Annotated in this window: 18 protein-coding genes, 1 pseudogene and 1 riboswitch; of the genes and pseudogenes, 2 read left to right on the top strand and 17 right to left on the bottom strand. The window is 37.2% G+C overall.

Going from position 1 to position 25,543, the window contains the following annotated elements; translation table 11 throughout:
* The first annotated feature begins 6 nt into the window (after nt 1-6).
* Complete coding sequence (locus tag PHP31_01115; GenBank protein MDD3737881.1) at nt 7-474, top strand: hypothetical protein; 468 nt, start codon at nt 7-9, stop codon at nt 472-474.
* 60 nt (nt 475-534) lie between these two features.
* Here the strand turns inward: PHP31_01115 and nrdG are convergent, their stop codons facing one another.
* The 17 genes and pseudogenes from nrdG to tgt all read right to left on the bottom strand — a co-directional run bounded on the left by nrdG (nt 535) and on the right by tgt (nt 24,600).
* Nucleotides 535-996 carry an anaerobic ribonucleoside-triphosphate reductase activating protein gene (nrdG, locus tag PHP31_01120; GenBank protein MDD3737882.1) on the bottom strand — a complete coding sequence of 154 codons (462 nt, stop codon included), beginning with the start codon at nt 994-996 and terminating at the stop codon, nt 535-537.
* Nucleotides 989-3,124, bottom strand: a complete 2,136-nt coding sequence (gene nrdD, locus PHP31_01125) for an anaerobic ribonucleoside-triphosphate reductase (protein MDD3737883.1) — start codon at nt 3,122-3,124, stop codon at nt 989-991. The genes nrdG and nrdD overlap by 8 nt, the downstream gene beginning before the upstream one ends.
* A 100-nt stretch (nt 3,125-3,224) precedes the next feature.
* A riboswitch (cobalamin riboswitch) is annotated at nt 3,225-3,409 on the bottom strand.
* 191 nt (nt 3,410-3,600) lie between these two features.
* Nucleotides 3,601-4,305: an energy transducer TonB gene (locus PHP31_01130; protein ID MDD3737884.1), complete on the bottom strand. Its 705-nt coding sequence runs from the start codon at nt 4,303-4,305 to the stop codon at nt 3,601-3,603.
* A 129-nt stretch (nt 4,306-4,434) separates the two neighbouring features.
* On the bottom strand, nt 4,435-4,812 hold the full coding sequence (gene gcvH / locus PHP31_01135; GenBank protein MDD3737885.1) for a glycine cleavage system protein GcvH: 378 nt from the start codon (nt 4,810-4,812) through the stop codon (nt 4,435-4,437).
* A gap of 98 nt (nt 4,813-4,910) precedes the next feature.
* Nucleotides 4,911-12,101 (bottom strand): annotated as a pseudogene (sprA, locus tag PHP31_01140) (cell surface protein SprA).
* Between the two features lie 141 nt (nt 12,102-12,242).
* Nucleotides 12,243-12,833 (bottom strand): Holliday junction branch migration protein RuvA, encoded by a 591-nt coding sequence (gene ruvA, locus PHP31_01145; protein ID MDD3737886.1) that lies wholly within the window; start codon nt 12,831-12,833, stop codon nt 12,243-12,245.
* Between the two features lie 400 nt (nt 12,834-13,233).
* Nucleotides 13,234-14,565, bottom strand: a complete 1,332-nt coding sequence (gene tilS / locus PHP31_01150; protein MDD3737887.1) for a tRNA lysidine(34) synthetase TilS — start codon at nt 14,563-14,565, stop codon at nt 13,234-13,236.
* 209 nt (nt 14,566-14,774) lie between these two features.
* Nucleotides 14,775-15,743, bottom strand: a complete 969-nt coding sequence (locus PHP31_01155) for a C4-type zinc ribbon domain-containing protein (protein ID MDD3737888.1) — start codon at nt 15,741-15,743, stop codon at nt 14,775-14,777.
* Between the two features lie 16 nt (nt 15,744-15,759).
* Nucleotides 15,760-16,854 (bottom strand): Nif3-like dinuclear metal center hexameric protein, encoded by a 1,095-nt coding sequence (locus PHP31_01160; protein ID MDD3737889.1) that lies wholly within the window; start codon nt 16,852-16,854, stop codon nt 15,760-15,762.
* A 10-nt stretch (nt 16,855-16,864) separates the two neighbouring features.
* Nucleotides 16,865-17,986 carry a lipid-A-disaccharide synthase gene (gene lpxB, locus PHP31_01165; GenBank protein ID MDD3737890.1) on the bottom strand — a complete coding sequence of 374 codons (1,122 nt, stop codon included), beginning with the start codon at nt 17,984-17,986 and terminating at the stop codon, nt 16,865-16,867.
* Nucleotides 17,987-18,033: 47 nt separating this feature from the next.
* Nucleotides 18,034-18,339 (bottom strand): hypothetical protein, encoded by a 306-nt coding sequence (locus PHP31_01170; protein ID MDD3737891.1) that lies wholly within the window; start codon nt 18,337-18,339, stop codon nt 18,034-18,036.
* Nucleotides 18,340-18,341: 2 nt separating this feature from the next.
* Nucleotides 18,342-19,115, bottom strand: coding sequence for a 5'/3'-nucleotidase SurE (gene surE / locus PHP31_01175; GenBank protein ID MDD3737892.1), 774 nt, complete (start codon nt 19,113-19,115; stop codon nt 18,342-18,344).
* The gene (locus PHP31_01180) at nt 19,108-19,716 is read right to left on the bottom strand and encodes a Maf family nucleotide pyrophosphatase (protein ID MDD3737893.1); all 609 of its coding nucleotides are present in this window, start codon (nt 19,714-19,716) and stop codon (nt 19,108-19,110) included. The genes surE and PHP31_01180 overlap by 8 nt, the downstream gene beginning before the upstream one ends.
* Before the next feature lie 11 nt (nt 19,717-19,727).
* Complete coding sequence (locus PHP31_01185; protein MDD3737894.1) at nt 19,728-20,249, bottom strand: HAD-IA family hydrolase; 522 nt, start codon at nt 20,247-20,249, stop codon at nt 19,728-19,730.
* Between the two features lie 69 nt (nt 20,250-20,318).
* The gene (locus tag PHP31_01190) at nt 20,319-21,092 is read right to left on the bottom strand and encodes a DUF2520 domain-containing protein (GenBank protein ID MDD3737895.1); all 774 of its coding nucleotides are present in this window, start codon (nt 21,090-21,092) and stop codon (nt 20,319-20,321) included.
* Nucleotides 21,082-23,430 (bottom strand): cytochrome c biogenesis protein CcsA, encoded by a 2,349-nt coding sequence (ccsA, locus tag PHP31_01195; protein ID MDD3737896.1) that lies wholly within the window; start codon nt 23,428-23,430, stop codon nt 21,082-21,084. Before ccsA ends, PHP31_01190 begins: the two co-directional genes overlap by 11 nt.
* A 39-nt stretch (nt 23,431-23,469) precedes the next feature.
* Complete coding sequence (gene tgt / locus PHP31_01200; GenBank protein ID MDD3737897.1) at nt 23,470-24,600, bottom strand: tRNA guanosine(34) transglycosylase Tgt; 1,131 nt, start codon at nt 24,598-24,600, stop codon at nt 23,470-23,472.
* Between the two features lie 312 nt (nt 24,601-24,912).
* On the opposite strand from tgt, the gene PHP31_01205 reads away from it, so the two are divergent.
* Nucleotides 24,913-25,503, top strand: a complete 591-nt coding sequence (locus tag PHP31_01205) for a hypothetical protein (GenBank protein MDD3737898.1) — start codon at nt 24,913-24,915, stop codon at nt 25,501-25,503.
* The last annotated feature ends 40 nt before the right edge of the window (nt 25,504-25,543 follow it).

Genomic DNA, 25,543 nt, shown 5'->3' on the forward strand with positions numbered 1-25,543 from the left:
AAAACAATGAAAAAAACACTATTAACAGTATTAATTATTATTACGTTAGGAGCTTCGGCTTTTGCACAAAGCAATTACAACAAATGTGCAAGATTTGGTTTTATGATACCGCTTGAATCGTCAGACATCTACAGTTTATACCCTTTTGACCTCGCATTTGAGTACGTCTTTTTCAACAAAAGTGGGTTTTCTATTGGTGGTGAATTGGGATTTTATTACGGTACTTTCAAATATTTTAATTCTACAAAAGGTTTTGGCGGCTTTAACTTAAAACCATTGGTACATTACAATTTTACCAAAAATTTTGATGCTTTTACCGGCTTTGGTTTATTTATACCCGTCGATTCAGACAGTGATTTGCATTGGCAATTTACCGTGGGCGGCAGGTATTTTTTCACCAACAATTTTGGTGCTCACCTACGTGCTCATTTCGACAACAACTGGCTTGAATTGGGTGTGTCGTACAGGTTTTAAGGCTTGTAGTAGATGTTAAACTAACAAAAGGGACTATCAAATTTAGAATAGTCCTTTTTTTTATCTTCGCATAAGTTCGGTAATATCATGCATTAAGCCATCTTTAACTTTGTAAAGTCTTTGGTTTGTCTGCAACGACTTTAAGCCTCCTAGTTCTTGTTTGTAAGAACCCAATTTTATATAATCGAAATTCTGTGTTTTAACTTTGTTTAGTTTCTCGCAACCCGAATACCAAGCTGTTTTTATGCACAATTCAGATTGCTTTTTAATAAAAACCGATAACTTCTCAACTTCAAACGGATTGGCATCTCCACCCATAAAACATACGCAAGTAATCAAATATCCGTACTTACTCAGCAAATTTAAAATCACAGTTTCGGTCAAAACTTCGCCTATATCTAACCATAGCTGCGGACTATGACATCCTTTGCATTTGTGCGGACAGTTCGAAAGATTTATAGCCAATGTAACCTCGTCGGGAATTTCCTGAAAAACTATATCATAATCGGTGTACTTAAGCATATTGTTCTATTTTTTCCTCAAGTTGAACTTTTTGGTTGTCGCAGTAGTACCTCTGTGCAGCCTCAACCTGACGCGCTGCCGAGAAATTACTAATACGTTTCATGTAACCTATCACGCGAGTTAGGTAGTCAATATTATCGGAACCGCACTTTGGACACTTTTTAAGATACCTTTTGTCAATAGCGTTACAATCGTTGCATACCGTATTTGGAATATTGAAGGTAAAATAGTTGCATCCTTCAATAGCTGCCACACATAGCAATTGTCGGTATTGCTTTTTCGATAAATGTTCTTCCAAATTCATATGAAGTGCCGACCCTCCCGTAAGATGTTTTATATACCTTGAACCATGCAAGCGAAACTTATCTATAACATTTAGCGACTCGTCTTCCACAATATAAAAATAACTGTTGTAGCAACTGCGTGGGACGAAGTAACCGTCTTCTCTGTCCCATTTTGCATGCTTAACTCCAACATTTTCAGCCGGTATCATTTCGCAGTTGAACATTGTTTTAGAAGTACGGTACTTTTTATTGTATCTTTCTACCAATCCCAATACGTCTTGCACAAATTTCAGATAGTTGCTGTTATCTGATATTTGTATGCCTTGGAATTCGGCTGCTTCAACTATTCCGTTTACGCCAATTGTAAGATATTGCCTATCCAAATTGATGTAGCCGGCATCAAAAAGCGGCAGCATCTTTTTATCCTTAAACATGATAAGGTTTTCGTTGTAAGCTATTTGTACTTTATGTACTAAATTGACAACTTTTTCGAGAAAATCTAAATATGGAATCCCAACTTTATCTGCATATTGCACACAACGATTGATATTAATAGTCAGCACACTTTTCGATCCTGTTGAAATTCCTCCCGCACCTAAGGTGTAGCTAAATCCGTTATCCTGAATTTCGTTACGCAACCTGCAACAGCTTGATAATGAATCAGCATTATCGCTCATATATGTAAAAAACGAGTGCCCTTCTGCGTACATTTCTGCAGTGAAATCGCCGTATTCTTCGTCTAACACATCGCCGTCTTTTGTGAGCAAAGCCATTGTCTCGACCGGAAATGTCAGCACCGATCTGGTTCTTTCTTTATTAAACCATTTTATAAACCTTTTTTGCAACCAGTTTAGCGAATCCCAGTGCGGTTTGCTTCCGTCGGGAAAAACAAAGTCGCGGAACAAACTTTCAAAATAGTACTTATCGTAATAAGAAATATTCCAAAAAACTGCCTGAAAATTGCGTGCTCCTGTTGGTTGATTTATGGAATAAATAATCTGCTCGAAAAAATCGCAAATAACTTTATCTAATGTTCTTCTGCGCTTAGATAAATCTACAACCTCATCGACGCGTTTGTAATAATCTATACCGTATTCCAATCCTATAAAGTAATTCATGTACATTAGAAACTCGGGAGTTGCACAAGCTCCGCTCAACATGCTTGAAACCATAAACACCATGTTTATGAAACCTCCGCTAAACGATTTTAAATTTGTTGGCGGTGTTGAATTGCCTCCTATCCCAACTGTTCCGTTCAATAGCCAAGGATACATTGTTATGCTTGCACAATAATTTGCCAAACTTGTCTCGTCGTTTTTGTATATAAAATGCTCATTTAACATTTTAATATACTCATCAGCTAACTCCTTTCCGTACATTTCTTTAATTCTATCGGTTAACAGTTTTCTGTTGAGTTTGATAAAATTATTTTTAGGGATTTCGCCTATAAGTGTTGCTATGTTTTTGTTTTCAACATTGGCATTAGCATCGAACTTACTTCCTGTGGCTGCGTTTTGAGCATTGCAGTAGTCCATCAGAAAATTCATTTTATCGCGAATTTCTCGCGTTTCTGCATGTTCTTTTCTGTACAGCATATACGATTTTGCTACTGCAAAATATTTTTCCGCCATCAAAGCCACTTCCACGTTGTTTTGAATTTCTTCAACAGTCATTTCGTTTGTTATTTGCAGGCGTGAAAGAATATTCGTCATATCCTCATCGGTAGCAAATGAGCCGACTGATAAAAATGCTTTGCGGATTGCATTTTTGATTTTTTCTATAGAAAACGGCACCTTTTTGCCGTTTCGCTTAATTACTGTTCTGATTGCACCATCAATTTCCATAACAAATTATGAATTAAAAGTTAAACAATTAATGGTAGCGTTTGGAATAAAAATATTAAGAAAAAAATTTTTCTTCTTAGCCTTTTCTCCCGAAAGCTACGAATTACATGTCGAAAATGATAGGTCTTCCGGCTTGTTACATTTTAAAACGCCTTCCCAGAAAAAATTAAATCCAGTGGCTTATACTATTTTAAAACCTATTTGTAACTTACGGCTGCGGGTACAGCTACCGATTTTAACGGTATTCCCTTAGCATCATTTTGACTCAACAAAATTAAGGATTAAATGTGTGCTTTTGGTTTTTAAGCAAATGTTTTATCAACAAAGTAATTAACATATGCGTTCAATCTTTTGCGATTCTAACATTTTGGTTAGTCCGAAAATTTCACTCAATTGCAAAACTACCTTATTCTAGTAAAAAAAAGTGCCTGAAAAATTCAGGCACTTATAACCCTAAAGTTTTGAATTATGAAAAATCACCCTGTAAGTACGAATTTAATAGGTAATCTAAATTGTACCCTTACAGGTTTGCCTCTTTGCTTACCAGGTTTCCATTTAGGCATGTTTTTAACAACCCTTATAGCTTCTTCGTCGCAGCCTCCGCCTATACCACGAAGTACTTGAATATCGGTAACCGAGCCGTCTCTTTCAATAACGAAAGTTAAATAAACAGTTCCTTGTATTCCCGATTCTCTAGCCATTTGCGGATAAACTATGTTTTCGCTTAAGAACTTCATACGTGCTACATCTCCGCCGACAAATTCAGGATCTTCTTCAACAACTAAGAATATTTGTCGTTCAAAAACTTCTTCCTCTTCTTCAATTTTTGTAACCGGAGCTGGTGGTGGAGCTATGTACTCATCCATCACTAAAGATTCGTCAGCTTCTGCGTCAATACGGATATCAGCTGTAATAACTGCTGTGTTCTCAACTATGTTAAGAACAACTGAAGGTGCTTGCGGAGCTGGCGGTGGTGGTGGAGCCTTTTGTTGAGTAATTTGAACCATTTCTTCTGGAATTTCCTGAACAGGTCCCGAAACAAAATCCGTCTCAACTTCTCTATCATAGGTCTTCCACTCGAAGCCTAACAGCACTAATGCTAATGATATTATCAAGCCTATTTCCAAAAAAGAAAAACTCCTTTTTTCCAAATTGGCTCTTTCTGTTTTTTTCTGTTGCATAATTTTGTTTGTTTTATTAAAAATTTCAACCAATCAAATTCGTAGCTAAAATACAATTTTTTTCAGAACTACAAATTTTTTTTTAATAATATTTAATATTTGCTAAAAAATATATTAAAAAAACGCTAACTAAGCTTCTATAAGTTTTTTATAATCTTCTGCACTTAGCAATTCAGATTTGTCGGCATCGTTGAAATTATCAATCTTAATTATCCATCCTTCGCCGTATGGGTCTTGATTAATAAGTTCGGGATTGTCTTCCAATGCGCTGTTAAATTCAACTATTGTTGCCGAAATTGGCATCAAAAGATCGGATACGGTTTTAACGGCTTCTACAGTACCAAAAACTTCGCCTGCTTCAATATCACCAAGGTCGTTAACTTCAACGAATACAATATCGCCCAATTGTTGTTGAGCAAAATCGGTTATTCCAATATAAGCTGTATCGCCTTCTATTCTAAGCCATTCGTGGTCTTTACTAAATAATAAGTTATTAGGTATGTTCATAGTTTTATATTTTATATGTGTTATAATTTTTTTACAAAGGTAATTTAAAGAAATTAAATAACGATGTTTTTAATATAATTTTTATTTTATTTTTTCATTTATTGAGATAAAGTAAACCTTAGCGAAACTCCTCCATTAAAGTTAGATGTCTTGATTTGTCCAGCCAAATGTGGTCGATTTATCATGTGGTCGTAATAAAACCTTAAATTTAATTTCTGACTTAGCATATAATCGGCTGAAAAGTTGATAGAATACCTTAAGGCTCCCGAAGTTACCAAGTTTTCAGATGTTTCTACTTTGCGTATATACGTAACGTTATCTCTTATAGAAAAGTCGATTTTAACATTTAAGTCGCTTTCAATTTTAACTCTACTACCCGAAGTTACCGACCTTACGGTTAACGGTACTTTTTTGAAACGATATCCTGTGCCTATCACAAATTCATTGCCTTTAACTTCGGTAAGCTGATTGTTAACAAAGCTAAGCGATAGATTTCTCGAAGTTTTATATTCCAAACGAACTAATAGGCTGTTTTTCATTGTTATATCTATTCCTAAAAACGGTCCGAATTGTTCGGTAATTGAAACCATATCGATGCGCGTTTCGGGAATAAAATTGGCGGCATTGTCCAATGCCCATGGGAAACCTGTTCCGTTGTCATCGAAGTTAACATCGTTGCGGAAACTACCAACTGAATACGCCGACCTGTAAGCGTGATTGATTGTAAACGAACTGAAATATTCTCTCAAAATCGGTATAGCTTGTCCGGCGTTGTACGTCAATCGCCAGTTGGGTATAGGTATTTTGGGGAACGGATTTAGTTTTACCTTTGAGGGGTCTTCGCCCTTATATGCCGATATAAACGAGTATAAAAGCACTTCGGGACTTGTAGCTCCGTATCCTTTGGGATAGCCTGTAGAATCGACAGTACCAACAGAATTAGGATTACCTTCGGCTAATCTTCTGGCTACATCTATCCTATTATCCAACATTTTTGAAAACACCGGGTCGACATCTTCTGAACTTCCTGCCGACATAAAGGCTGTCGGTAAAATTAAATAGCTAGAAGTATATGTTCCGGTATTCATTTCCGAAGTGTTTTTAAACACACCATCGCCAACATTTTTAAACGATGATTGATAGTTCTGCGAAAAGTTTTTATCGCCGCTTAGGGTTATTTGCATAAATTTAAATGGTTCAATATTTGCCCTAAAGTTTATGATTTCAACTTCTCGCTTAGCAAACGGATTGTTTAACAGTGTATCTTGCGACAACCAACCCTCCGTAGCAGCCCTGTACCTTATATCTTCCTGACTACCGAAAATAAATGGCAAACCGGGTGCGTTGCCTTTCCAACTATTGCCCAATACTCCTGCCTGCGGCATAAATCCAGGCAGCATTATTCCGTTTGATTTCGAATAAGAGCCGCTTACATCTTTTACGCCTAACAGCACTCCTATCAGCTGATTGCCGACTATGCGGAAATAATCTTTCTTTTCTTTCTTAGTTGTATCTTCGGCTGTTTCAGTCTCCTTCAATCTTTTTGGGTCAATGCCCTGCCTTTGCAATTCTCTGGCAGGAATTGGCGATTTTTTCATAATTGACTCGCGGAATTGCTTGTCGTTAAAGTCTTTTGCTTTCTTTAAGAAACTAATCTTTTCAAATAATGATGAAACTCGTACGTTGGCATTGACGCTTAAATCTCTGGAGTTTTCTATGGAGTTACCAAATCTGTCTTGTAACGAACGTTGCGATGCTTCCCACCTATAAATTACGCCAGCACGGGTATTGACATTAATCCAATTTAAGAAATTAATTTTACTAATTGGAAGAACATAATTTACGTTTGCCGTTTGATTATATCTGTTGGGCAATCCAAAGTTTTTAATGCTGTTCCAAATTGTATCCCTAAATTGTTCGTACCCTGCCATTCCTCTTTCGTAATATCCGGGTGGTTCGTAAATGTAGGCATTGACATTGGCACTGTAGTCTAATTTTAATGAGCGAGTTATGTCGTAATTTAGGTTGTACATTCTGTTCCAATCCCAACGTTTTGAATAGCTTGGTTCTAAAATAATTTGAGCTCGGCTCTTGTTACGCAGCAAACGCTTTTGAACGTCTCTGTTCATATCGGTTCGGAACGAAAACGAACGTGGCAAATAGTATAAATTAAAATCTTGCAATAATTTCAAGCTCGGACTTTTAATGATTTTTTTAAACGGCTCTAATGGTTGAGAGTTTGTCATATAATTATAGCCTAATCCTCCACGGTGCGTAGTTCTTGAATCGACTTCAACGTCGACATTGCGCTGTTTTATGTTAGGATAAGCATACGAAAGGTCGAAGTTTTCTATATCTCACGGCATAGGTTTTCGTGTAGCACTAATTCGGTCTTTGCGGACGTTCATAAAGTTTAAATTCTGCCTTTGCGTAACGTCGTTTGTAATGCTTCGTATAGAATCTCTCTCGTGTTTTTCCAATCCTTTCACAGATTCGCCATAAAGCACGTCGGGGTCAAGAGGGTTGTATTCGGGATTGCTTTGAGTAAGCGAGTAGTCGTAGTGTACAGGTATTCTAACTCCCGATTTTTCGGGGAAGAATTTTCCTAAATCCAAATTCAAAGCTATATCAAACTGAGTAAGAGCTTCTTTTTGGCGGTCGGTAATGGCTTGTTCAACGCTTCCAAATCCGGGCGTGCTATAAGCTCCCGAAAGAACTAAGTTACCCAAGTCGGCTAAATTGGCTGCAACACGAGCGTTGGCTGCCCACCCCGATTTTTCGTTAAACTCATACAAACGAAGTTCGTTGACCCAAACTTCCACACTCTTCGGCATTCCATCGTCGTTGGATTCGGAATATCCTGTATTTTTTTGCTTTGGATTTCTAACACCAAGCATTATGGCTCTAATATCGCTCAAACTCGGGGCTCCAACTATAGTCATCTTGTTTTTGCCGTCGTTTAATGAGTAAGGAGTAGCTGCACTAACAATTGCGTTGTTTTCATGTAAAGAAAGATTTCGCTTAGTTTTTAACTCTACAAGTTTATCAAGTTCGAGGTCTAACTCATTTTCGAGGGGCCAAATTTCTCTGACACTGGCTTCGTCTCTGCTCCACATGCTCTTCCATTGAGTAATCGTAAGAGGAATTTCGTACTCGTAGTAATTTTGAGTAAAATCGGTTCCTATACGAATAAAGAATGTAACATCGCCATCATTTAAAATGTCACTTTCCTGCACTTTTTCGGCATGGGTGAACATTTTAAGACGTTTGTAATTTCGGAAATCGAAAGATGTTGTACGATAAGCTCCTCTGGCATCTCCATCTAACAAATTGGTAACTTTAAGCACCATACTTTGCTCATCTTTTAGTTGATAGTGTGTTGATGCCTGATTAGTTTCTCTGACTATTCCGGGTGGCTCAACATAAATAACATTCTTTCTGTTACTGTTTTCTTCAATGCTAAGAGTAGAGATATCGAATTTGGTTTGATTTTGATTAGGATCGGGAATGTATTCGCCCGGTGTTAAAAGACTTGAATAATAACTGCGCCATTCGCCACGCTCTAATTCCAAAGTTGCAAAACGCAAAACAATAGGACTTTCGAAGTTTTTTAAGAAAATACGCATAAATCTTATGGATTTAAAATCCTGTATGCCTCCAACAACTTCGTCGGGGTTTTGTACCGGTATTTTAAACTGATACCACTTAACACCTCCAGGCTTGCCGTTAGGAAGTTTCTCAACAGTCGACTCGAACATATCGGTAATATAATTTTGTCCGACTTGCATATTTTCGGGTCTGATTTTAACCATATATTGGAAATACCTTTCCTGGTCGTTAAGCGTATTATCGCCGTTGATATCTTCCATATTGGGATGCCTTTGTCCGGTAACTGCAATTGCGTTGTTGTCTTCAATTTCCGGAGAGTTTCCTGATGGTCCGTTAAAATCCAAATATCTGTTTATAACGCTACTATAGAATGGATCGTTATCTTTTTCGGCACCCACATACGATGAGAAGTCATCGCTGGACGGGTCTTCATAGGCTTTTACGTATGCTTCGGAAGTTTCGCCAAACCTTTGAGCTATTTTTTTTAAAAATGTTTCGTTAAAGAAAGCCCTTTCATCTTCGTTGCGAAGTCCGTCGTATCCTACGTCCTGAAATTCTCTACTACCGGGTTCGTTGCTAAATCCGTTTATTATTGCTTGCTTTGACGGAACCCTACCCCAAATTGTGGTATCAACATCGATAACGTTTTCGTTGATAGGTAAGCCTTGCTCAAATGATTTTCGTCCGTCTCGTAACAAGTCTTCGGAAATATCGCCTAAGTTGAAGTACAACTCGCCTCCTTGTAAGGTTTCATCTTCGGTAAACGGATCCATGAGCCAAAACGTAATATATTCTACGTTAGATGCTTCAAAATCGGAGGTTTCCATTTTACGCATAATTCCTGCCCAACGTGAACCCGGGTCAAGAAGCTCGCCCTTGTCGTTTATTCCCGACGAATAGGCTCCGCCAATGACATCGTAGTTGTAAGGTCCTCTGAGGCTTGGAAAATATGCCAAATTGAAAACTTGCAAATTTAGAGGAAATCCGGTTTCATTTTGTCTGTTAGGAAACAACTCATTTTGAGAAATACGCCTGACTGAGTTCCTTGAAAGTTCGTTTTTAGAAATATTGGGTGGTCGTCGGTTACCGCTTTCAGAATAAAAAATATTTTGGTCGATTATAAACCACGATAATTTTGCTCTGTTAAAACCGTACTCTAATCCTGTATTTGGTGCGGCTTCGGGGAAAAATCCCTGCTTGGTTTGTCCTTGAGGCGTGCTGGCTAAACTCCATGCAATAGCCGAAGTAGCAAGATGTATAGGATATTTAACTCCTTCAAAGTCGTCGATGTAGGCAGTACCTTTTTTGCCGACAGCTCTCGAATGCCCTGGAATGAAATGGGCAAATTCGGCATCTATTCTAACTCTTGATTCGACATTTGTATTGTAAAATGGAAGTTTATCTATGATTTTTGTGATAAGCCCCGAGTTTCTGGTGTAATTAAGACTACCACCCCATATGGTGTTGGATATAGGTTCGTCGCCGTAATTTGTCTTTGTGGTAATCGGTCTTTCCGATAGGTTAAGTATTGTAGCTCCTAACAATAGGTCTTTGTTTACACGGTAATCCAAATGCGTACCAACCATAGTTTGTTGCAGAACTGTGAACAAGGAATTGTTCTCCAACTTGATATTGATAGGAGTTCCTGAATTTAAAATTCCTTCGTTAATAATTTTAACCGTTCCCATCATGTAATCGACTGTAAAATCGACACCTTCGACCAATGGCACACCACCTGCCGTAACTCTTACCGAACCTTGCGGAACATTGCTGGCATTGAGCGGTATGTCAGAACCCGACTGCGATTTGTATTCTCCTTCTATCAGGAATTTATTTTTGTCGGGATATTGCTGAGCTTTGGTTTTGGTAAGAGTGTACAATGAGTCGAAACAGTAGCGGTTGGCAACATTTTGGTCAGCAATCTTAGCCCTTAGACTGCTTCCAAAAGGTTCGAGTACCGGAAAATAAATACGTCCGTTCGACGACTGTATTGTTCCACCGCCGACAGCAGCATTGTCCATAAAGTCGAAAATACCATCGGGTTGTGGATTGTTTTGCTGGTCTAAACGATCTAATCCCAACAAGCGAATGATGGGAATACCTTTAAGGTTTTCTGGACCGTCGGCGAAAAAGCCTGTAGGAACAGCATTATCGTTTCCTATATATAAAATATTTAAATAAAAATCTTCTCGGTTAACGTTGTATGCCCTGAGGTTATACACGTTTTTCATCATCAAATTCCATAAAGGAATTTTTGTATTTATTGCCGTACTCCTAAGTAATTTGACAATAAGGCTATTTTGAGTTGAAATACCTTGGTCGGAAAATTCACCAACTTGGTATACCCTATCGCTACCCAAAATTGTGTACTGGAAAGCAACTGCAAGCGTTTGGTCGGGATTTAAAGCTGCGTTTAGAGAAATAAAGCCTAACTTGCTATTGAAAGTAAATTCGTTAGGACTAAGTTTTCTTGCACTTTCAACTTTTTCAAAATCTACTCCGGGAGTATAACCTTTTTCGGCATTCAAATACTGTCCTACGTAGTTATTATCGCGCAACCTTGATGTATCCAACTGCATAAGCATGTTGTTGGACAAATTGGACGGATAATGCTGCCCTGCAATAGGTAAAATATCGCTTCTGTACGGATTGTATTCACCTAAGTCCTGAAATGCAATAATATTCCTGTTTTCGGTAACGGCAGCTCCTATGTTTGTAACCCAAACTTCTATTTTTGTAATGTTTATATTAGTAGTAATTACAGGCAACTGAGCCAATGCTTCCTCGTAGTGGTCTCTAAAATATTGAGCTATAAAGAAGTGTTTGTTTTCTTCGTAATCTAACGATTCTATAGAAAATTGCTGCTTCTGACCTCCACCCTGAACAGTTATATTTTGCACCTCGCTTTCTTGATTTGAAAACACCGAAGTCAGCGTAGCCTTACCGAACTTCAATTGCGACTTCAGACCGAAAAGAGATTGGCTACCTGTGATAAGTGTTGAATTTAAAGGCAAACTAACGTGTCCGGCTTCTATAAGTTGAACTATATCATCTTCCTTACCCTCATACTTAAGTTTTATTTTATCTTCGAAATCGAAGGTTGCTTCAGTGTTGTAATTAGCATCAAACTGAATGTTTTCGCCTATTTTAGCCAAAACATTCATCTGAATTTTCATATCAAAATCAAAATTGGTATTTCGTCTGAGTCGTGGGGTAATGCTGTAGTCGTTTTGCTTGTCGGACTTGATTCCAAACAGTAGTTCAACACTACCTTGCGGACGAATATCTATTGTTGAGCCTCCAAAAACCTGATTAAAAACATCGCTGTTTATGTGCAGTTGCGGAAACAATCCACTACCACTCTTAGAAGCTGCAACGCCTCTGTTAGCTTTTTCTCTCCAAAATTTGTCGACCATGTTTTTGGAATCTAAGTTTTGGTACTCTTCAAAGCTGTACAACAAAGGACGCTGATAATTTATATTGCCCATTTTTTTGCTTACCGAATACTCGTTGTTTTCGGGGTCGTACTCAACTTCGGTTCTTATATTCGATGGCTCTTTTAAATCAACACCTTCGGTTTTTGGCGGTTCGTAAGGATTAACAACGTTATCTCCCCTATTGGTATCGGCAGGATGAGATTTTATTTGAGAAAAGTCGTTAACAACATCGCCCGACGCCAAAACTTCCGAATCTCTATCAGGAATTGTGCTTCCGAAGACTTGAGTTAACAGTATAGTTAACAGTATGATTTGTATTATAGAGTATTTGTATTTATTCAAAATCTTGGCAAATTTTTCTTATTAATTTTAATTCAACAGCATTTACAATATTTGAAGAGTTAATTTAACAAGTCTATCAACGGGCAATTCTTCGTTATTATTGTCCTTTATAACTTTATTAAGTGCTTTTTCTGCTGTTTGTTTATTAAAACCGAGCATAACCAAAGCCGAAAGAGCTTCATTTTTATTTTGTGTAACCGCAATTCCGCCCATTAAGGTAGTAGCAATACTGCCTCTGTCGATTTTGCCCTTCAAATCTATAATAATTCTCGATGCGGTTTTTGCTCCTATCCCCTTCACCGATTGAAATCTGGCTACGTCTTCGTTGGCTACAGCTTCAACAACTTCCTGCGCTGTTAATGACGAAAGCACAACACGTGCAGTATTGGGTCCAATTCCGGATACTGAAATTAAATTCTGAAAAACTTCTCTTTCCGCTTTCTCAAAAAAACCGAATAGCGATATTAAATCCTCCCTAACAACCTGATGTATGTACAATCGGCATCGTTTCAGGTCTTTTACTTGTGTATATGTATTTAAAGATATATTAATTAAATAGCCTATACCGTTATTATTAATAACCGCAACTGTTGGCGCAACATTATCTATATCTCCCTCAATAAAATCGTACATTTAATTATCCTTCAATTTTTATAAAACTAAAAGTCTGTTACTTAATTAAAAACAATTGTCGGCAAAAGTAGCATTTTTGCTTTAATAATGCAGTAAACAAACCTATTTTAGTCATTTATTTGTCTTATAGATTAATTTATAGCTATTAAACGTAATTTTGAAGATATTATTTGATTGTTGGGTATTTATTTTTTTAATTCCCAAAATGGCAATGCTAAAGGTAGAAGGTAGAAATTAGAAATTAGAAGTAGCCGTTAGCTATTAGCTGTTGGCTGTTAGCTGTTAGCGGGGACTAGCTAAAAGCCAAAGGCTAAAGGCTAAAGGCTAACGGCTAAAAGCTAAAAGCCACCGCGTACCACGCAACCCGCAACCCGCACCACGTACCACCAATCACCAACCACTAATCACTAACCACCGAACATTGCAGTACCTTCTCAGTCTCGTGTGTAACCCTGTATCTCTCATCTGTACGCATGCCGATAATCCAAGCAATATCGTCGCCAGAAGTGAGTAGTAAAATTTCTTCTTTTTCGAAAAGTGAGAGTTTATTGTCGATAAAAAAATCGCTGAGTTTTTTAAAGTTTTTACTTCCGAATGGAATAAATTTATCTCCTTGTTGCCAATGCCTTATGGTTACAGGGAATTTTATTTTGCTGATATCTAGAAAAGCTTGGTTTTTGTTTTTCAAATCTTTGATTTCTGAATATGCAATCTGCTTAAAATCAATAACTTTTGATTTATTGCTTAAAAGTTCATCAATTGAGTTATAGGTTTCGGTTACAAACTTTTCGTTGGTTTCAATGGGTTTGATAATAATGCTGTTTCTATCGCAAAGCAAAGTGTGTGTGGCAGAACTAAAGCATCTTCCCGATGTTGTTTCTACATCCTGCACAATACCGTCGGTCTGAGATTTATTAAACCCGAAATCTTTAAGCAGGTAATACATGTATGCTGCTACAGGTTCAAGGTTTTTAATTTTGTCCAAATCTATGTAGGTTATTCCGTTTTCTTCAACAAAAACCTGATTTTTGACTTGGTTTATATGATTTTCTAAAATAAGCTCGGCATCCCTGAAGTTTTGAGCGTTTTTTTCGGCTATTTCCAACAGATTGGGACTCACTTCAAGCAGCAATGGCAGTACATTATGGCGAATATAGTTTCGCAAATAATCATCCGACTGGTTTGAAATATCTTCACGCCAAGGCAAATTATTTTCGGTAGCGTACTGCCTTATCATTTCGGAAGTAGCAAACAACAAGGGACGGATAATATTATTTTGTTTGGGCAACATGGCTCTAAGTCCTTTAAAACCCGTACCACGCAGCAAATTAATGACTTGCGTTTCAAATTGGTCGTTTAGATGGTGAGCTGTAAGGACTGCGAAAAAGTTGTTTTCGGAAATTAACTGATTAAACCAATCGTATCTGATTTCTCTTGCGGCTTCTTGCAGAGTTAGTTTGTGCTGCTTCATATAGAGATGTGTATCTGCGTTTTTGAAAAAAAACGGCACACTCAACGATTTAGCCATTTTTTCGACAAAAAGGTAATCTTGATGCGAATCGTTGCCTCTTAAATTAAAATTGACATGTGCAACGCTCACATTGTAATTTAATTTTACCAAAATGTTTAATAAAACAACCGAATCAACACCACCGCTAACTCCAACCAAGAGTTTATCTTGTTTTTGAAAAAGATTTTCTGTTTTAACGTACTTGATAAAATCTCGTATCATTGCGGTGTTTTTTTGAAAACTAGGACAAAGCTATATTTATTGTTACGGAACGATTGATAATTAACAGTTAAAAGCTGTTAGCTTTTGGCTCTTAGCTCTTAGCTATTAGCTGTATTTAGTCAACAGATAACGGCTAATGGCTAATGGTTAATGGCTAACGGCTAATGGCTAAAAGCCAACACGTACCACGCAACCCGCACCACGCAACACTACTCGTCTATTTCCCCAACAAGCTCGCTATCGATAAGGATACGTCCGCAAAATTCGCATACGATAATTTTTTTGTGCGAGCGGATATCTAACTGTCTTTGTGGTGGAATGGTGCTAAAACAACCACCGCAGGAGTTTCTTTCGACAGGTACTACAGCCAATCCGTTGCGAGCTGCATTTCTGATGCGTTGGTATGCAAAAACCAAGCGCTCATCTATTTTAGCTTTTTGCTTTTCCGAAATTTCTCTAAGTTCTTTTTCTTCTATTTCAGTTTCTGCAACAATATCTTTGAGTTCGGTTTGTTTAATTTCAAGTTCGCTTTGCAGTTCTCCAAGTTGCGACTGGAATTTTTCTATGGCATCTTTATTGGAAGCGATTTTTGCTTCAAACTCTTTTATTTTCTTATCGTTGAGTTGTACTTCCAAACCCTGAAATTCAATTTCTTTTTGAAGAGCATCGTACTCACGGTTGTTTCTAACATTGTTTAGCTGCTCCTCGTACCTTTTAACCAAAACAAACCTTTCCTTAGTATCGTTCTTTTTGCTTTTGATTTCCTTTTCGCAGGTATCAATTTCGTGAATATAATTTTCGATACGAGTGCTCAACCCTTCAACTTCATCTTCCAAATCTTGTACTTCCAAAGGAAGCTCACCTTTTATGATTTGAATTTTATCTATTTTAGAATCAACTCGTTGCAACTTGTACAAAGCGGATAAATTTTCTTTAACTGTAAGTTCAACTTCTTGCTGTTCGTCCACCTTTTCAACAACTTCTACAACTTCTTTTTCAACAACTTCAGGAACGTCTTTAGTTTTAACTTTGGTTTCTTCGGTTGCTTTAGCTGCCTTAGTTGCTTTGGTTGCTTTGGTTGTTTTTGTTGTTTTAGTTTCTTCTTTTTTTGCTTTATTAGTTGTCGTAGTTTTCTTTACAACTTTCTTTGTATCTTTTTTGTCTGTAGTCTTTGCCATAAGATTTGATTTATATTTAGTGGTATTTAACCGGATTTGAATTTATACTTGTAATTTCGGTTGCAAAATTATGAAATTTTTCTTTTATCAAGTTAAATATCCAATTTGTTATAAATTGTTCACTTTCAAAATGTCCGATATCGGCGACTATAAGCTTATCGTTATCGGTAAAAAAGTCGTGATATTTAATATCGCCCGACAAAAAAACATCGGCTTTAAGTCGCATTGCCTGCGGTATTAAAAACGCTCCCGAACCGCCGCACATGGCAATTCTTTGCACTAAATGATTAGTTTCAGAATTGTGTCGAATAATTTTGAGATTTAATTTTGTTTTAATTATATCGAAAAAATCGAACAATTTAATCGGCTTGGGTAATTTACCAATCACTCCCGAACCAATTTGAGAATTTACATTGACAATCGGATACAAATCGTATGCAACTTCTTCGTAAGGATGATGTTTTATCATGTTAGCCACAACAGCATTTTTTAAATGTTTTGGCAGAATGACTTCTATTTTAACTTCGTTTTCGCTATGCAACTTGTTGATTTCGCCCGCAAAAGGATTTGCATTTTCGTTGGCTCGGTAAGTGCCTATTCCTTGCGTGTTGAAACTGCAACTGTCGTAATTTCCTATATATCCGGCTCCCGATTCAAAAATTGCTTCTCTGACTTTGGCTGCATGACTTTCGGGACAAAATACCGATAGTTTCAGCAAGGAATCTTCAACCGGTTGCAAAACGGATTCGGGCTTTACACCTAACAACTGAGCCAAAAGACCGTTAACTCCGTATATCTGATTATCGATAGAAGTATGCATTGAATACACGGCAATGTCGTGCTTTATAAGCCGACTAATCATTTTGCCTTCGTTGCTTTGCTGATTTATTTGTTTTATTCCCTTGAAAAACAAAGGGTGATGCGAAATAATCAGATTAAAGTTTTTGCTTATACATTGTTCAACAATCTGATTGGTAACATCGAAACAAATTAATGCTCCATTTATCTCCTGATTTACATCGCCTATCTGCAAACCGCTATTATCAAACGATTCCTGATAATCTAACGGCGATTTAGATTCAAGCAGTTGAATTATTTCTTTTAGTTTCATGTTTTTATCATTAATGATTTAACAAATTGTTCAATATAAGGTCGGCGGCTCTGTCGGCTACGCCTTTTTCGCCAACTTTATTTTTCAAAACTTTATAGTCGTCTTTCATTTTATTTATAGTCGTTTCATCGTTCAAAATAAGATTTAAGTGATGATATAAATTTTCCGAATTCAAATCGTTTTGTATCAACTCTTTAACGACTTGCTTATCCATTATCAGGTTTACCAACGAGATAAATTTAACATCGACTATTTTTTTGGCTATAAAAAAAGATGCCGCACTTGTCTTGTAACAGACTACTTGCGGTACGTTGTACAAAGCCGTTTCTAAGGTTGCAGTCCCGCTGGTTACAAGCGCCGCACTTGCTACGGATAAAATATTGGATATTGGACTTTCTACAAGTTTTACATTGTCGTACGTTTTTACAACATCTTGATAAACTTTTTCGTCAATATTTTTCATTTTTGATATAACAGACTGATACTCAGGAAACTTATCAACCATTTGCATCATAATAGGCAACACTTTTTTTATTTCTTGCACACGACTACCAGGAATAAGAGCAATAACAGGCTTTGGCGACAAATTGTATTGCTTAATAAACGCGTCTTTCGTCTCTTGATTAACATCAACAAGCGAATCGACTAACGGATTTCCGACGTAATGAGCCGTATATCCGTATTTTGCGTAAAAATCGGTTTCAAAAGGCAAAATAACAAAAGCTAAGTCGGTGTATTTGTTAACTTTATGCACGCGATACTTTTTCCATGCCCAAACTTGCGGAGAAATATAATAATAGACCTTAAAGTTTTTGCTTTTTGCAAATTTTGCAATACGCATGTTAAATCCCGGATAATCAACAAGAATAACAGCATCGGGTTGCCATTCCATAATATCCGACTTGCAAAACTTTATGTTTTTCAAAATTTCTGAAATATTAGCAAGCACTTCGACAAAACCCATGAACGCGAGGTCTTTGTAGTGCTTGACTACATGTGCACCTTCGCTTTGCATTTTGTCGCCACCCCAACATCTGAATTCTGCATTGTTGTCGCCCTGACTGATAGCTTTAATCAATCTTGCAGCATGCAAATCTCCCGATGCTTCGCCCGCTATTATGTAATATTTCATATTCTATTCGTTTTGATTACAACGCTTTAATGCATAGAATCAATTTTTTATTTTATCATTATTTGATGCAATAATACCACCACAAAAATTATAACAAAACTTACTATCAGCACGCCCTTTCCAATCTGTTCTTTTTTGCTGATAATAAACATGTTACGCATAATAATCAGGTTTGGAACACATGCAATTAAAAGCACTTTCAAAAGGTGAACGCTGTAGGTTTGCGTATAAAAAAAGGCTGCCGTGTAATATATTACAAGTAGTATAACAGAAGTAACGGCAAAAACTGTCAAACCTAATGTCATTCCTGTTTGCAGGTTATCATTTTTTATTATTTTCTTAAAAAAACTCATGATTAGTATTCAAATTTCCATTTTCCTATTTCTTTTATGGTTTCGTGCGCAGTAAGGTCTAACTGCACCGGCACTATTGATATATACGAATTATCAAGTGCTACCAAATCGTTGTCGTCATCTTCATCAATATTAATAAAATCGCCTGTAAGCCAATAGTACTCTCTGCCGTGTGGATCGGTTCTTTTGTCAAATCTTTCGTCCCAATAAGCTTTGGCTTGTCGGGTAACCTTAACGCCTTTAATCTTTCCGCAAGATGCCGCAGGTATATTGACATTGAGTGCCACGCGAGACGGCAGTTTTTCTTCCAACACATTGGCAACTATGGATTTAACGGCATCTATGCAATGGTCGAAGTTTGCATCAGGCATATAATCGCATAGCGAAAACCCAACCGCAGGAATATCGGACATAGCTCCTTCAATAGCAGCAGCCATAGTACCTGAATACGAAACGTTCAAAGACGAATTTGCTCCGTGGTTGATGCCCGAAACAATAAGATCCGGTTTGCGATTTAAAACCGCCCTGTATGCAAGTTTAACACAATCGGCAGGTGTTCCGTTACAACTGTACTCTCTATAATTTTCGGAAGAAGATATTTTTCTGATAAACAACGGATTAATAATTGTAACAGCATGCCCCATAGCCGATTGCGGCTTATCCGGTGCTAAAACAAGTATCTCGCCGAAATCCTTTACGCAATCTATAAGAGTTCGTAAGCCCTTGGCAAAAATTCCATCGTCGTTTGTAACTAATATTAATGGTTTATTATTCATTTTCTGTGTTTCTTTCTATAAATTTAATTAACTGTTTGCAGAACGTATGCATAGGAAAACCAACTATGTTGTAGTAACATCCTTCAATACGTTCAACTCCTACAAGTCCAATCCATTCTTGAATGCCGTAAGCACCAGCCTTGTCGAAAGGTTTGTAGTTTTTTACATAAAAATCGATATCGCCTTCCGACAAATTGCCGAATGTAACTGTTGTTTCTTCAACGAAAACAGATTGAAACTTATTGTTTCTGATGCAAACTCCGGTATATACCTTATGCGATTTGTCGCTCAGAATGGAGAGCATTTTTTTGGCTTCCACCTCGTCGTGTGGTTTGTTTAAAATACTATCGCCAAATACAACTACCGTATCAGCCGTTACAAGTATATTATTGTCCTTGAGTTTGGAAGTATCGTATGCGTGAGATTTTTTCTGACAAATATGCAAAGGCACTTCTGACACATGCAGGTCTCGCGGAAAACTTTCGTCGGCATTTATATCAACAACTGTAAAATCAAGACCCGTTTGCTTAAACAGGTCTATACGCCTTTGCGACTTTGAAGCCAACAACAATCTGTAATTTTTTATCTTGTCAAATATCATCAGCGAAAAAATTACCAATTAATTGAATTTTCGGTTCCCCACTTGCCTTGCACTTTAAGCACTTGCTGAATGATATCTCTAACGCAGCCTTCGCCTCCGTTTTTTGGCGAAATATAGTTTGAAATTTCTTTAATTTCGTCGCTGGCATCGGCGGGACAAGCAGCAATACCAACGCAACGCATAACTTCTATATCGGGAATGTCGTCGCCCATGTATAATATTTCTTCGTGCTTCAAATTATATTTTTCTACGAACTCCTTATACACCGACATCTTGTTTTTTGAATTAAGATAAACATCAGTAATACCTAAGAGTTCCATTCGCTTTGTAACCGATTCGGAGTAGCCGCCCGAAATAATTGCAATTCGGTAATTTTCCTTTACAGCCAATTGAAGTGCGTAGCCATCCTTTACGTTGGAGTAACGAATTACCACACCCGAATCTAACATAGCAACTATGTTGCCTCCTAAAACTCCGTCGTAATCGAAAATAAAAGTGGTTATATTTTTTAATCTTTCGCGATAATTTAGCATGTCGATTTTTTACTCATAATTATTTTTACAATGCAAAGATACAAATAAATAACCGAAGTAATGCTGTTTCTATGCGTAAAGTTTGCCGATTTCGTCAGCCAATATTTTGTAGATGTTTGCGTACTGTTCGTACTGTTCTGATAAAGTTTTTTTGTGTAGCTGTATGGTCTTAACATCGTGCCTTCTGGCTGGTCCTGTCATTGAATCGTAGGCATTGGACTTGATTGTTTTTTCAACTACTCCTTTTATCAATGGATGCAGCGCATCAAACGGCAGATTGTTTCGTTTTAAAATATCTTCGGCAATAATGTACATAAAGTTGGAATAATTTCCGGCAAAAACTGCCGAAATATGAAGGAACAAACGCTGCTCAGAACTAGCTTTATAGACCTTATCGGAGATTTGTTTACCAAGACTTTGCAATAAGTTTTGGTCTTCTTCGTTTTTGGTTTCAATAAAAATCAGCACTTCCTTAAAATCGACTTCTTTGCCTTTGGTGAAGGTTTGCAATGGATAAAATACAGCAGGTCTTTTTATTTTATCGGACAAAGAATCAATGCTGACAGAGCCCGAAGTATGAGCCAAAATGCCTTCAAAATCGGCAAACTCAGAAGACATAACACTGATAGCATCGTCGTTTATTGCCATTATCACAATATTGCTTTTGGTTTTGACTTCTTGCATGCTGTTAAACCTGTGAACATCAAATTGTTGTTGAATTTCGGCTGATGCGACATCGTTTCTTGCCCAAAAACCTATGACATTAATATTGTTTTTCTTGAAAACATTTATCAAATGCCACGCTACATTGCCGCTGCCTATTATTGATATATTATACTTCATGATTACGTTTTTTTATTCCTGAAAGAATTACGCCCGCGAATAAAAGCGTAACGCCCGACCAAACCAAAATAATAAATGGAAATTTGAGCATTTTTACCAAAATGTACGGCGAAGTTTTTTTGTAAAAACCCAAAACTATATCCGTCGATTTATCTGCAACATTCTCGAACCTGACAAAAGTGTCGGTTCCGCTAATTTCCGAATCTACACGCTGCACAATGCCGCCTACAATGTTAAAACAAGGATTTATCGTGTATGTACTGTCGTTTTGAGCACTCATTACGGCACATATTGAAAGATTGTCAATGTCTTTGCCGTCGTACTTAACATTGATATCATTAATTACGAACTTAGTATTGTCGAATATCACGGTATCGCCTATTCCTTTTTCAACTTCCAAGAGTTTGTCATACTTTTCGCCATCAGCATTTTGCGAATACTGTAAAATGTATGTGTAAATATCGCTTGTCAAAAAATGCTTTACATCGGGATTGTAAACAGATCCAAAGGTTGGATTGGCATTAACCGAAGGATACAAAGAAAACGATTTGCTTTTACCCGATTTCTTAAAATCTATGCGATAAAAGGTTTCGTCACGCTCTGTGTGGCTTTCGCTGTAGTTAATAATATAATTCCCAATGTTTACATCCTTGCCTTTGGTTAATAAAATTCCCGAATTATCGTTGTTAACATCAGTTTGATGCATTATTTTCGACTGCCCGAAAGCAATAATAACACCCAACATAAAAATTCCCGTTCCTATATGCGAAATATTTGCTCCTAATTTTTTAAAAGAATAACGCAATGCGAGTTTGTATATTCCGCCAACACAAATCAACACCGAAAAAAACATTAAAGCTAAGTAGCCAAGGTTTTTGTTTGGTAAAAAGATAAAAATAATTAAAGTTACCACAAGCGAAATTACTACCTGCAACAATAGACTTTTGTACTTGGCTTTGAAATCATTTTTGCCGTATTTTAGCGAAACGCTAATAAATATGCAGAAAAATATTACGCAGACTAAAGGCAACTGCCATTGATTGTAGTACTGCACAGGATTGACAGGCGGAGCATAGTTTATATTAAAGACATTGTTTATTACAGGCAGCGATGTTGTTAGAATAATTTGGAATGCCGAAACTAAAATGAAAACCACGCCAATAATCAGCCAAAATTCGCGCGACAATATCTTGTCTTTTACGTCCTGATTGGGAATTGTTTTTAGTCTTACCACCAAAAAACCAACAGGTATAAGCAAGGCAAGCAAACACAGCACTACCATTTGCGGCGAAAGTACATTGACACCAAAACTATGCACCGACGTTTGTCCCAAAACTCCGCTTCGGGTAAGGTAAGTAGCGTAGATTATGAAAAAATAACTCAAAAACACTAACAAATATGAAAGTGTATGCAGTCGTTTTTTCTTGTCGGTAAGAGCCAACATGTGCATTGATGCAAGAAGTAAAAGCCAAGGAACCAAAGATGCATTTTCGACAGGATCCCAAGCCCAAAAGCCACCAAAAGTCAATGACTCGTAAGCCCATCTGCCTCCCAAAATTATACCCAGACCTAAAACAACAAGTGAATATCTTGTCCAAGCTCTTGTGGGTTTTAGCCATGTTTTATAATCTTTTTCAACGAGTGAAGCCAAGGCGTAACTGTATGGCACAAGACTTACGGCATATCCCACGAAAAGCACCGGCGGGTGCACTATCATCCAAACATTTTGCAATAAAGGATTTAAACCGTTGCCGTCTGTAATTTTGGAGAGATAATCGGCTTGATGAAAAAATTCCAATTTTAAGTTTTCGGGAACTTCGCGTAATAATTGGAAAGGACTTACACCTATCACAAAACCCTTAACATCAATGCCTAACATCATGCTGATAAGCAATATTTGCACTATCGAAAAAACCATCATTACGGTTCTTTTCAACTCTTTGGCTGTCAGCAACAATACCGCTCCAACTATAGCTTGCACAAAAGCCCAAAACAAAAACGAGCCTTCCTGACCTGCCCAAAAACTTGATATAAGCAAACTCAAAGGAGTGTCTTTTGAAGTGTAACGCCAAACGTAAGAATACTCAAACTTGTGAGTTAGTATTATGTAGTAGAAAACCAAAACGGCTCCAAAAAGAAAAACCAAGTGAAACCAATAAAACGCCGCTGCACTTTTTAAGTTGCTTTCGTTGTCCTTATTGCTTTTCAAACTGACCACAACGCCTGCAATCAGAGCAATTATGGCTGAAAAAATAAAAGTCTTGCCCAATTGCCCTGCAATAAGGCATTCGCCCTGAAAATACGAAGACGAAAAAAGATTTAGTAAAATATTATTCATAAAAGAACAGATTATCGCGATAAAGCAAATATATATATTTTACAATCTGTTGGTTAATTTTGGCAAAATATTTCTTTTCCAAGTTTCAAAATCCCCATCAATTATGTGTTTGCGTGCCTCTTTGACCAACCACAAATAAAAAGCCAAGTTATGATTGCTGGCAATCATAGGTCCTAGCATTTCGTTAGATTTGAAAAGATGTCGCACATACGCTTTAGTGTAGGTTTTATCGACGTACGAAGTTCCGTTTTCGTCTAATGGCGAGAAATCATCTTCCCATTTTTGATTTTTCAAATTTATTATCCCTTCCGATGTGAAAATCATTCCGTTTCTGCCGTTTCGGGTAGGCATTACGCAGTCGAACATATCAACTCCAAGCGAAATGGATTCCAAAATGTTTTCGGGAGTACCTACACCCATAAGGTATCGGGGTTTGTCATGCGGCAATATATCCGTAACCAAATCGGTGAGTTCGTACATTATTTCAACAGGTTCGCCGACTGAAAGTCCGCCAATGGCATTGCCCGATGCCTCGTAGCTGCTGATAACCTCAGCCGACTGCCTGCGTAGGTCTTTGTAAACACTTCCCTGCACTATAGGAAACAAAAATTGCCTGTGATTGTAAATAGGTTCAGTCGATTTAAAATGATTTACGCATCTTTGTAACCAACTATGAGTTAAATCCAAGGATTTTTTCGCATAATCGTAGTCGCAAGGGAACGGAGCACATTCGTCGAAAGCCATAATTATATCGGCTCCAATAATTCTTTGAATTTCAATAACTTTCTCCGGCGAAAAAAAGTGCCTAGAACCGTCTATATGCGATTGAAAAGTTACTCCTTCGGGAGTGATTTTGCGAGTTTGACTCAACGAATAAACCTGATAACCTCCGCTATCGGTCAGCATTGGCTTGTTCCAAGCATTAAACTTTTGTATTCCGCCGGCTTTCCGAATTATTTCAGTTCCCGAACGAAGATATAAATGGTAAGTATTGCCCAAAATTATTTGAGCTCCGACATCTTCCTTAACATCTTGAATATGAACACCTTTAACACTGCCAACCGTGCCGACAGGCATAAAAATAGGAGTTTCAATAATTCCGTTGTCGGTAACAATAGTACCGGCTCTGGCTTTGCTGTCCTGCGATGTTTTATTTAAAGTGAATTTCATAGTGTTTAATTGGTGCAAAAGTAGTGTTTTTTGGTTAATATTGGCTATTAGCCGTTGGCTATTGGCTGTTGGCTATTTGTCCCGAAGTTTCGGGACGGGTTGCGGGGTACGTGGTGCGGGTTGTCATGCAATTAGCAATGAACAATTAGCAATCCTGCGGTGGCTGAGCAAAGTAGAAACCAAGCGGGATTGGTACAGGTAATGGGGGTCTTAGATGTTTTACAATCACATAACTGAAAAATAATATTAATTATTTGCAAAATAATAGCGTTATATTAACTTTGTAGTAAAACATATAACAAATATTTAGCTATGAAATCTAAGATTACAATATTTTGCCTAATGTTAGTCTTGTTGCTAACAAACAGTTGTACCCAAAAATTATACATGATGTATGCGGGAATGCACGAGCCAAAAGTTGAAACCACAGAGTCTTTACGCAAATACATGCGAAAGATAAAAATGACTTCGGATAATGTGTTTACAACTAAAAATATCGAAAGCTTTCAAAATCAGTTGTTTTTTGCAGGTGGAAGCGTACCCGAAGCTTTAATATTTAATAAAAACTTAGATAATATCATTTACCGCGACACCAACGAATGCAATGCACATGCTTTTAGTGCAATTTTAGAACTGGATAAAAACAAAACGTATCAGATAAACGATTTAGTTAAATTTAATGATATTAACGCTGGATTATGCGACTTAGAAGGTAACCCAACCAAAATAACTGTAAACGATAACTCCGATTTTTTGGTTGTTATTTATTGGGCTAAATTCACAGGCAGACTAAACAAAGACCACGTTAATGTTTGGGAAAAAGACGCAATTAAAAATACCAACGCAAATATACAAGTAGTAAAAATTAATTTAGACCAATTGTCTTTTTGGGGAAACGAATGATTATTCCAAAACAACAAAACTACATATATAAAAATTAATA

The organism is Lentimicrobiaceae bacterium, assembly GCA_028697555.1.
Lineage (GTDB): Bacteria > Bacteroidota > Bacteroidia > Bacteroidales > UBA4417 > UBA4417.